We start from the raw sequence: 1026 nt of genomic DNA, 5'->3' as shown, positions 1-1026 counted from the left end.
TCGACGTGGTGCCCGAGACGGCGGATTTCGAAGCGCTCGCGCGGGCGGTCGTCGAGCGGGCGAAACGCCGCGCGTAGCCCGCTTACCAGCGGGCTTCGTGAACTTTTTCGCCTTCAGCCCGGAGCACGTCCGGGATCACTCGTACGTCGCTACCGCCCGCGGCGAACACGTCCGTCGAGGAGAGTAGCGAGTCCGTTCCCCGGATCGCGGCGGCGCGCTCGCCCGAGACGCTGTAGACGACCGCGTGCAGGCCGGCGATGTCGATCCCGCCGGCACACATCGGGCAGGGCTCGGTGGAGGTGTACATCACCAGCTCCCCGGCGTCGTCGCGTTCCGCGGCGGCGCGTTTCGCGAGCGTGAGCTCCGGGTGTTCGCGGATGTCGTCCTCGGTGTTGATCCGGTTGCCGGCGCGCATCACCACCTCGTCGTCTTTCACGAGCACGGAGCCGTAGGGTTCGTCGCCGCGGCTGGCGGCCTCGCGGGCGCAGTCGATCGCCTCGGCCATGTGGGACTCGTGGTCGAACGCCTCGAGATCCATACGGGGAGTGGCGGCGCCGGGGGCATAGCCGTTCGGCCAGTCGGCTGAAGTGAGCGCCAGCCGTCTCCTCGGGTGATGGGCGAGAAGCTAGGGCTGCGTAGCGCCGTCTCGATGGCGCTGGGCGGGATGATCGGCGGCGGCATCTACGCCGTGCTGGGCATCGTCGTCGCCATCACGGGCGCGACCGCGTGGCTCGCGTACCTGCTCGCGGGCGTCGTCGCGCTGTGTGCGGGCTACGCCTACGTGAGCCTGAACCGGCGGGTCGGCCACCCCGGCGGCGCGGTCGTGTTCGTCCAGGAGTACCTCGACTCCGCGACGGCGGCGGGGATGGTCGGCTGGACGCTGCTCGTCGGCTACCTCGGCTCGATGGCGATGTACGCGTTCGCGTTCGGGAGCTACTTCGTCGACCTCACGGGCGTCTCGCTCTCGCTGACGCTGCCGGAGGGGTGGAACCACGTCTCGGCGAACTCCGAGACCGGGACGTACCA

2 protein-coding genes are annotated in these 1026 nt (G+C 70.2%); one reads left to right on the top strand and one right to left on the bottom strand.

From position 1 onward, the window contains the following. Nucleotides 1-82: 82 nt before the first annotated feature. Entirely contained in the window at nucleotides 83-538 is a 456-nt protein-coding gene (locus ACFR9S_RS04800; RefSeq protein WP_379732782.1) for a nucleoside deaminase, read from the bottom strand. A 75-nt stretch (nucleotides 539-613) separates the two neighbouring features. Between ACFR9S_RS04800 and ACFR9S_RS04795 the strand changes: the two genes are divergently transcribed. Further along, nucleotides 614-1026 (top strand): amino acid permease (locus ACFR9S_RS04795; RefSeq protein ID WP_379818174.1); only part of this gene is annotated, 413 nt, incomplete at its 3' end.

It is taken from the genome of Halolamina salina (assembly GCF_042678005.1).
GTDB lineage: Archaea > Halobacteriota > Halobacteria > Halobacteriales > Haloferacaceae > Halolamina > Halolamina salina.
Note: the sequence above shows the minus strand (reverse complement) of the source record. Positions and strands in the feature narration are given on the sequence as shown.